We start from the raw sequence: 8,914 nt of genomic DNA on the forward strand, positions 1-8,914 counted from the left end.
GCCCTCGGTTGCGATCCTGGCTCAAAGGGATTTCCACAACGAGTCGAAATCCTCTTCGCCCCCACCATTCTGCGCGCCCTCCAGCGAGCGATAGGCAAACTGATTGAAACTGTGAGTGCTGGCCACCCGCCGATCCAGTCCGGCGCGGTGCTCTTCGCCCTGGGTGTTGATCAGCACTTTATTGCCCTCCTGAAACGGCAGTCGCGGCGCCAGTAGCGTCGCCGGCAAGTCGATTGCGCTGATCTCCGGCAACAGCAAACCGCGCAGATACTGGCTGTGATCATCCCGCGAACGCACCAGTTGCAACCCGCATGGCCGGGCATGCGGAGCTACCAGTTCGATGCCCATTTGCGTGCCGGCGCCGCGCACCTGGCGGATCCAGCGCACCACGGCAATGCTCCAGCCCTGATTGAGGCTGTCCTGAATCCCGACCATTTCCCCGGCCTGCAATTCGGCCGGTACGTCCTTTGGCCAGGCCAGGCAATAACCACCGGGGCTGTGATTGATGACGGGCAAGGCGTAGGTCGGGTAATGCGGCGGGCTGTCAGTGTCGCCTTCATCGTCGATCAGTGGTTCGTAGCGGATTTCCTCGTAGGGCAACAATTCATCGGACGTGCTCTGCGGCGCGGCATCGAAGGCTTGGCTCCAGCTGTCCTTTTCGCCCTGAACCACCGCGCGGCTGAAATTCGCCGCACGGGCGCCGGGGTGCTTGAGCAGTTCGCTGAAGGTGCGTTCGCCGCCGAGGTAGAAGTGCAGGGCGCTCATGCCGACGCATACGGTCAGGTTGCCCTGGCCGACGGTGCGCTGGAAGCTGCGTTCGGCGGCTTCGCCCCAGGTAGCGTGCAAATGTTGCAGGGTGTCGAGGGTCAGGCCGGCCGGTACGGGCAGCGGCGTGGTCGCATCCTGATGCAGCAGGTGGGCTTCGATGGCATTCACCAGCGGTTGCGGATCGAAGCCGAGCAGGCGGGCCTGTTGCTCGCTGCGAAACTGGGAGCGGTAACGCGGGCCGGCGTCGATCTCGGCCGAAACCGCGAACAGCCCCTCGCCCTGATTGGCGGGGTGCAGTTTCAGCCAGGCACTCCACGGTTCCACTACTTGGGCCAGGCGTGCGATCTGGTTCTGTCGCAATTGATTACAACGGGCGCTACCCAGCAACAGGGCGGCGAGGTAGGTCTGCTCGACGCTCAACTCGCCGGTCAGGCTGGCAAGGTCATCGCGCACCCGGCGATGTTGCAGTTGCAGCTCGCAAGCGCAGCGAAACAATTGATGCAACTCGAACCACAGCTGTTCCGGCGCGGCGCTGTACAGCTGCGTGGCGCGAACCAGTTGCGCTTTCAGCGCATGAGCCGCGCGTTGCAGCGCTTCGCTCACCAGGGCTGCGCGATCCCGCGAGTACTTGGGCGCGATCCGCAGAATGATTTGTTTGTAACCGATGGCCAGTTGGCTTTGCAGGGCCTGGCACAGATTGCTGATCTTGCGCGAGCGCTCATCGAGCATGATCGCCTGATGCAGAAAGTGCCGCTCCAGGTGCTGGCAGACGAAATAAACCTCGGGCCGCAACAGTTCCAGCAGATGCAGGCGGTTGTCGCTGGGCGTCAGCAGTTGATTGAGTTCGCCGAGGCCTTGATACAGCAGGCGCGCGGTTTCGCCGATGTTGGCCTTGGGCAGGTTGGCGATCCAGCGTTTGAGGTCGCGTGGGGTGGCTTCACAGAAGGACAGGCGCAACTGCGTGGGCGTCGGGGCGCTCAGTTGGGGGCGTGATCGTGGCTCACTCATGCCGTGGCAAGCTCCGGCGGCGAATAGGGCAATGCCAAAAACTCTAGCAGTTGTGGCCTGTTTCGCAGGCGATTGTCAGGCTTTTTTACCGCTGGCCTGCTGGCCTGGTGCTATTTCGGCAGGCACTACCAGGCTTGTGGCAAGTGGGTGATCGGCGGGCGGGATAACCAGAACGTTATCGCGTTGAACGTCACGTTCAGTGACGGAGGGAACAACCTCGGCGGCAGCCATATCTGCGCCAACGAAGGGCCGATCGGCTTTCGTGGGCAGATAGAGTAACGACGCCACTCAGGTTGTGTCCGCCCCTTCGCAGATGTGCGAAAGGGCGGATCAACAGGTTCAGGCGTTGGACAGTGCCAGGGCCTGACCCATCTGTACCGGCGAGCCGGCCTTGATTTCTTCAACCCATTTCACCTGATCCGGCCCGAACAGCACGATCGCGGTCGAACCCAGCTTGAAGCGCCCCAGTTCCGCACCTTTTTCCAGATGGATTGGCGCACGGGCAGCTTCGTCGTAGCGGAAGGTTTTCAGTTCGCGCTTCGGTGGCGTGACCAGACCGGCCCACACGGTTTCGATCGAGGCCACGATCATCGCGCCCACCAGCACCACGGCCATAGGCCCGCGCTCGGTGTCGAAGATGCACGCCACGCGTTCGTTGCGGGCGAACAGTTCCGGGACGTTTTCTGCGGTGGTCTGGTTGACCGAGAAGATCCGGCCCGGGATGTAGACCATTTCGCGCAGAGTGCCGGCCAGCGGCATGTGCACGCGGTGGTAGTCCTTCGGCGACAGGTAAACAGTCGCGAATTCACCCCCCATGAACGGCGCAGCATTCGCCGCATCGCCACCCAGCAGCTCCAGCACGCTGAAGCTGTGGCCCTTGGCCTGGAAGATGCGGCCGTGCTCGATCGGGCCGAGCTGGCTGATCGCGCCGTCGGCCGGGCTGAGGATCGCGCCCGGGGTCTGGTCCAGCGGACGTGCGCCGTCTTTCAGGGCACGGGTGAAGAAGGCGTTGAAGTGCTCGTAAGCGGTTACGTCTTCAACCAGCGCCTGGGACATGTCCACTTGATAACGCTTGGCGAACCAGGTGGTGAAGGCATTTTTGAACCAGCGCACACGGCACTCGGCGACGCAGCCGGCCAGGCGCGACAGCAGGTGATGCGGCAGCAGGTACTGGCTGATGATAAACAAACGCTCTTTCATGACTGTCCTTAAAAATCCTTAAAGCTCGACGGGGGTATCGGGGTGGTTGCCCCATTCGCCCCAGGAACCGGCGTAGCCCTTGACCCGCGGATAACCGAGAGCCTTGGCCACCAGATAAGTGAAACCGGACCGGTGGTGGGTCTGGCAGTGAGTGATGATTTCTTTGTCCTTGGTGATCCCGAGGTTTTCCAGGATCTGCGGCATGTCGGTACGGATGCGCAACTGGCGCGCCTGATCCATGCCCGCCGTCCATTCGAAATTGACCGCGCCGGGGATGTGTCCACCCTTGGCCGCGAGGACTTTCTCGCCGGAGTATTCCAGCGGCCCGCGGGCGTCCCAGATCGCCAGGTCGGCAGCGCCGAGACGGCTTTGCAGGTATTCGCGGGTGGCGGTCGGTTCCTCGTGCAGGGTCAGGGCAACCGGGCCGCCCGCCGCCGGAGGAATCTGGATCGACATCGGCGAACCTTCCGCCAGCCACGCCGGCAGACCGCCGTCGAGATAGTGGTATTTGTCGTGACCGATCACGTCGAGCAGCCAGATGAAACGCCCGGCCCAGCCGCCGCCTTCGTCGTCATAGACCACGTAGACCGCGTCCTTGCGATGGCCGAGTTCGCCGAACAGTTCTTCGAGTTTTTCTTTGCTCGGCAACAGGCCCGGAGCCGGCGCCTGACCCAGCTGAGTGCGTTTCGGATCGACAAAACGTGCGCCGGGAATATGTCCCTCGGCGTAGCGGGCGGCACTGGTCAGATCCACCAGAATCAGATCGCGGGATTCGAGGCGCGGCAGCAGGTCGCTCGGCTCGATCACCAGGGCCAGGCCAGAGAAATCAGACATGTGAGGTCTCCAGAGCACAAAGGGGATGGATTGTAGCTGTCATTGGCCGCGCTGGCTAAAACTGTGCAGGGCTTTCTCGATGCACTGCGCGGTTTTGCCGAAGGCTTGTACGGTGATGTCGGCGAACGGCCCGCCACCCTGGTCGGCGACCACGATCATGATCACCCGGCCGTTGTTCACCAGCGAGCGCAGGAACAGATGTTCGCCACGAAACAGCGTGCGCAGCGAAGGTGGGAGCAGGGCGGAAAACTGGGCGTTGTTGTCTGGGGTGATCCGCACTTGCGCCTGCTGCGCGAGCAGGCGTTGCAGCACCGAACTCTGGCTGACGACGAAATTGAGCGCAGCGGCTTCCTTCGGCAACCCTGAGGTTTGATGGACGCGCAGATTGGCGTGGCTGCGGTCGGCCATCAGGATCATCACCCGGCGCATGCCGCTGGCGACCAGCGCGTCACGGGCGGCGACGGTCAGGCTCATGGCGTTGGTGAAACGGCTTGGCACGGCCAGCAGTTCGGCGCACTGCCGGCGCCACTGGGTCAGATCTTCAGCGGACGGCGCCGCCGCCGGGAGCATTCCGGCGGGCAGCCGACGGGTTCCCCACGGCCACAACAGCGAAACCGCCGGGTGCCACAGGTCCGGCATGGAATGAAGGCGAGCGCTGACGGCAGCCTGTTGGTGCAGCTGCTGTTGCACCTCGTCCATCGAGATTTGCAGGTAGAGGCTGGTCAGGTATTGCCAGCGCTCGCTGTGCGGACTGTCCCAGGCTTGTTGCGCCGAGAGGGCCAGGCCGTTGGCCAGCAACACGGTGTTGGCCGGTTGATTGAGCCAGCGGCGCAGGGTCGGATCGTCATCGAGGCGGTTTTGCTGGCGCAGCGGATGATCGACGTCGCGGGCAATGCGCAGGACCTTGACCAGTTCGCGCTGCTCGTTCAGCAGCAGTCGATAGCCTTGCTGCACCCAGATCGGCAGACGCCAGGCTTCCACCAGCGCTTCGCCGATTTTCAGCAGGCGCACACCGAACAGCTGCTTTTCCACGACGCGCGCTGATTCGCCTTTGTGGATAACCCGCACTTCCCACTCTTCAAGCAATTTGGGAAAGGTCAGCGCCAACGGCCACAGCGGCGACAGAAACAGCAGGCTGCCCCAATGAATGTCCTGCCAAAGTCGCGCCAGGCGGCTGGCAAAAAAGCCGTTGGCCTGTTGCGTGGCGTGCTGGCTGATCATCTGCAGCTGGCGCAGGGCCTGGGGAATTTGCGCGGCAGGTTCGGCGGGCAGGCGCGCCAGCAGTTCTTCGGTGCGGCCAAGGCCGAGGCGATTGATCGCCACTTCGAGGTTTTCCGCCGGCGCGGTCATGTTGCCATGGGTGTGGCGGTTGGCTTCGCGGATGATGCTCAGGGCCAGCGCCGGGCTGTCCTGCATCAGGTCGGCGATGTCGCGCAGCGAGCGGCGGTCATCACGAATCGCCCGGCAGACTCGGTCATGGGCGTCTTGCGGTACTGGCAGGCGAACGCTGTCGAGCAACTTCACCCAGCCATCGAGTGTGGTCGGTTTCACGTGTGGGACGTTCGTTTCATTAGCCATGTCTGGACGAGATCTTCACTGACTGTAGACGCGCCCGGCATGGGCTAAATTGGCTTTTCGCCTGAACTGGCTATAGTCTGGCGCAGTTTTGCCGATAAGTAGAAGAAGAGATTTTTTAACTTCCGAATATGACCTTGAACCCGACTTAAACAAGTACCTTTCTACCTATGGCTAAAATTATCGGCATCATCGTCGTATTCGCGAGCGTGCTCGGCGGATACGTGCTCTCCCACGGCAAGATTGCCGCCCTGATCCAGCCCTTCGAGGTGATGATCATCGGCGGTGCGGCACTCGGTGCATTCCTGCAGGCCAACCCCGGTTACATGACGATGCACGTGCTCAAGAAGTCCCTGAGCATGTTCAGTTCGCGTTTCAGCCACACGTTCTATCTGGAAGTGCTCGGCCTGATCTACGAGATCCTCAACAAGAGCCGCCGTGAAGGCATGATGGCCATCGAAGGCGACATCGAAGACGCCGCCGCGAGCCCGATTTTTGCCAAGTACCCGGCGGTACTGAAAGACGAACGCATGACCGCGTTCATCTGCGATTACCTGCGCATCATGTCCTCCGGCAACATGGCTCCCCACGAGCTGGAAGGCCTGTTCGACATGGAGCTTTACAGCCTGAAAGAAGAACTGGAGCACCCATCGCACGCCGTCAACGGCATTGCCGACGGCATGCCGGGTTTCGGTATCGTCGCGGCGGTACTGGGTATCGTGGTGACCATGGCGTCTCTGGGTGACGGCGATCAGAAGTCCATCGGTCTGCACGTAGGTGCGGCACTGGTCGGTACCTTCTTCGGTATTCTCGCGGCGTACGGTTTCTTCGGCCCGCTGGCGCACTCGCTGGCGCACGATGCCAAGGAAGAGCTGAACGTCTATGAAGCCATCAAGGCCTCGCTGGTGGCTTCGGCCTCCGGCATGCCGCCGTCGCTGGCTGTCGAATTCGGTCGCAAGGTTCTGTACCCGGCTCACCGTCCAAGCTTTGCCGAGCTGGAACAAGCCGTTCGCGGTCGTTAAGCCATGGAAAATAACCAGCCAATAATCGTCAAGCGCGTCAAGCGCATTGCCGGCGGGCATCACGGCGGGGCGTGGAAGATTGCCTTCGCCGACTTCGCGACGGCGATGATGGCGTTCTTCCTGGTGTTGTGGCTGCTGTCCACCGCGACCCCGGAGCAGAAGATCGCCATCGCCGGTTACTTCAAGGACCCGGTCGGTTTTTCCGAGAGCGGTACGCCGTACATCATCGATCTGGGCGGCACGCCGACCCTGGCGCCGGAAAACACCCTCAACCCTGAAGTGAAGTCTCAGCCGCAACCGGACAAGGTCACGGTCGACACCGATCAGGTCGAAGGCATGGCCGAGCAGGTCGAGAAGGAACGCCTGGAGCTGCTGCTGCAAGAACTGCAGAACAAGGTCGACGAGAACCCGCAGCTGCAGAAATTCAAGGACCAGATCCTGTTCGAAATCACGCCGAACGGCTTGCGCATCCAGATCATGGACGCCGAGAACCGGCCGATGTTCGACTCCGGTTCTGCACGCCTGAAGCCATACTTCGAAGACATCCTGCTGGCCATGGCCGACACCATCAAAGCGGTGCCGAACAAAATCAGCATCAGCGGCCACACCGATGCCAAGCCTTACGTGGGCAACGGCGACTTCGGCAACTGGGAGCTTTCGGCCAACCGTGCCAACGCCGCGCGGCGGGCACTGGTGGCAGGCAGTTATCCGGACGCTCAAGTGGCTCGCGTGGTGGGTTACGCCTCGTCGGCGCTGTTTGACAAGGAGAACCCGTTCAACCCGGTCAACCGCCGCATCGACATCGTGGTGTTGACCAAAAAAGCCCAGGCGGCCATCGAAGGTGCGCAAGGTGCCGATGCCGCAAAACCGGCAGAGCAAGGTCAGAACGGCGCGGCTCCGGCCTCCCCGGTCGACCCGAACGCCTTGCCGGCGGATCAGCAACCGGTGCCGGCCCACGAGTTGCGCGAACGGCTGAACCTGTTCGACGACCCGCTGCCGAAACCGACCGAACCGGGCAGCGCGGCGCCAGCCACGGCGCCTGCTGCACCGGCCACTGCACCGGCGCCCGCGCCGAAACAGTGATCCAAAAAAGCCGACAGTGATGTCGGCTTTTTTGTGCCCTGTGCCCTGCATTCAAGGAGCGTTGTTGAGCAGGGCATCGCGCATAAGCGACCTTTCCCACTCCATTTGAAGAAACTGCCTACATTACCCGCAAAGCGCTCTTGGTAGCGTGCCCGCCAATTCTCGCGAGCACGAACCACGGACGGTTTGGACATCGCGCTCTTTTCCTCTTTGCTTAAGGATAAGCGTATGTTCCGGTCGGCCAATGCGGCGCATTTCGTGTTGCAGATTCCTGCGATCCGCCACGACTTCAAGGTCCTGGCCTTCAGCGGCACCGAAGCGATCAGCACCCTCTACGGCATTCACATTGAACTGGTCAGCGAACACCCGGATTTCGATCTGGAAAGCTTGCTTGCCCGGCCCGCGTTTCTGCAGTTTGGCCACAACGGCGAAGGCATTCACGGACATATCGAGGATGTGTTGGCGGGTGAGTCGGGCAAGCGTCTGACCCGCTACCACCTGACACTGGTGCCGGCGCTGCACTACTTGCAGTTCAGTCGTGATCAGCGGATTTTCCAGCAGCGTACGGTGCCGCAGATCATCGCGCAGGTGCTCAAGGGGCACGGCATTCAAGCGGATGCCTTCGGCTTTCATGTCGCGGCGAATCCGCCCCGTGATTACTGCACCCAGTACGGCGAATCCGATCTGGAGTTCATCCAGCGCCTGTGCGCCGAGGACGGTATCGCCTGGCATCACCAGCACTCGGTGGACGGGCATCTGCTGGTCTTCACCGATGACCAGGTGTTTTTACCCAAGCTTGGCGCCACGCCCTATCGGCAGGACTCCGGCATGGTGGCCGAGCACTCGGTGGTCAGCCGTTTCAGCATTCGTACCGGCACCCGCACCAGCACGGTCGTGCGCCGCGACTATGACCTCAAGCGCCCGAGCCTGCTGGTCGAGAGTCGCTTTACCGCCGATTTCACTCCGGTGCTGGAGGATTACTGCTATCCGCTGTTGATCGAGAACGAAAGACGCGGCAAGCAGCTCGCACGGCAGGCGCTGGAGCGCTCTCGCGCCGACTATGAGCTGGGTGAAGGAGAGAGCGATCAAGCCAACCTGCGCAGCGGCCATCTCTTTGAACTGGCCGAACACCCGCGCCAACACTGCAACGACCTGTGGCTGTTGCTCAGCGTTTCCCACGAGGGGCGTCAGCCCCAGGTGCTTGAAGAATCGGTCACCAGCGATGCGAAAGACACCGACGGTTTCACCCAGGGTTATCGCAATACCTTCAGCGTCATCCCTGCCGAGGTGGTGTTCCGGCCACCGCTGCCGGCACCTCGTCGTCCGCTGGTCAGTCAGACCGCCCGGGTCACCGGGCCGGTCGGCGAAGAGATCTATTGCGATGAGTTTGGCCGGGTGAAGTGCGAGTTCCCATGGGACCGCGC

At 62.0% G+C, this 8,914-nt stretch carries 8 protein-coding genes; 4 read left to right on the forward strand and 4 right to left on the reverse strand.

Features of this window, described 5'->3' with window-relative positions; genetic code table 11:
• Nucleotides 1-21: 21 nt before the first annotated feature.
• The gene (locus MKZ87_RS27960) at nt 22-1,776 is read right to left on the reverse strand and encodes a molecular chaperone (RefSeq protein ID WP_234206331.1); all 1,755 of its coding nucleotides are present in this window, start codon (nt 1,774-1,776) and stop codon (nt 22-24) included.
• A gap of 72 nt (nt 1,777-1,848) precedes the next feature.
• Here MKZ87_RS27960 and MKZ87_RS27965 point away from each other — a divergent pair, with 72 nt between their 5' ends.
• Nucleotides 1,849-2,055: a hypothetical protein gene (locus MKZ87_RS27965; protein ID WP_234206333.1), complete on the forward strand. Its 207-nt coding sequence runs from the start codon at nt 1,849-1,851 to the stop codon at nt 2,053-2,055.
• Nucleotides 2,056-2,115: 60 nt separating this feature from the next.
• On the opposite strand, the gene asd is transcribed toward MKZ87_RS27965, so the two are convergent.
• The 3 genes from asd to MKZ87_RS27980 are packed head-to-tail and all read right to left on the reverse strand — an operon-like array spanning nt 2,116 to nt 5,388.
• Nucleotides 2,116-2,976: an archaetidylserine decarboxylase gene (gene asd, locus MKZ87_RS27970; RefSeq protein ID WP_085701027.1), complete on the reverse strand. Its 861-nt coding sequence runs from the start codon at nt 2,974-2,976 to the stop codon at nt 2,116-2,118.
• An 18-nt stretch (nt 2,977-2,994) separates the two neighbouring features.
• Complete coding sequence (locus MKZ87_RS27975; RefSeq protein ID WP_064379082.1) at nt 2,995-3,810, reverse strand: rhodanese-like domain-containing protein; 816 nt, start codon at nt 3,808-3,810, stop codon at nt 2,995-2,997.
• Nucleotides 3,811-3,849: 39 nt separating this feature from the next.
• Nucleotides 3,850-5,388: an HDOD domain-containing protein gene (locus MKZ87_RS27980; RefSeq protein ID WP_085701025.1), complete on the reverse strand. Its 1,539-nt coding sequence runs from the start codon at nt 5,386-5,388 to the stop codon at nt 3,850-3,852.
• Nucleotides 5,389-5,555: 167 nt separating this feature from the next.
• Between MKZ87_RS27980 and motA the strand changes: the two genes are divergently transcribed.
• From motA to tssI, 3 genes are all read left to right on the forward strand, one after another.
• Nucleotides 5,556-6,407 (forward strand): flagellar motor stator protein MotA, encoded by an 852-nt coding sequence (motA, locus tag MKZ87_RS27985; RefSeq protein ID WP_085685206.1) that lies wholly within the window; start codon nt 5,556-5,558, stop codon nt 6,405-6,407.
• Nucleotides 6,408-6,410: 3 nt separating this feature from the next.
• On the forward strand, nt 6,411-7,490 hold the full coding sequence (gene motB / locus MKZ87_RS27990; protein WP_266202193.1) for a flagellar motor protein MotB: 1,080 nt from the start codon (nt 6,411-6,413) through the stop codon (nt 7,488-7,490).
• A 228-nt stretch (nt 7,491-7,718) separates the two neighbouring features.
• The coding region (tssI, locus tag MKZ87_RS27995) for a type VI secretion system tip protein TssI/VgrG (protein WP_266202194.1) at nt 7,719-8,914 on the forward strand (1,196 nt) is incomplete at its 3' end.

Source organism: Pseudomonas sp. MCal1, assembly GCF_026341415.1.
Classification (GTDB): domain Bacteria; phylum Pseudomonadota; class Gammaproteobacteria; order Pseudomonadales; family Pseudomonadaceae; genus Aquipseudomonas.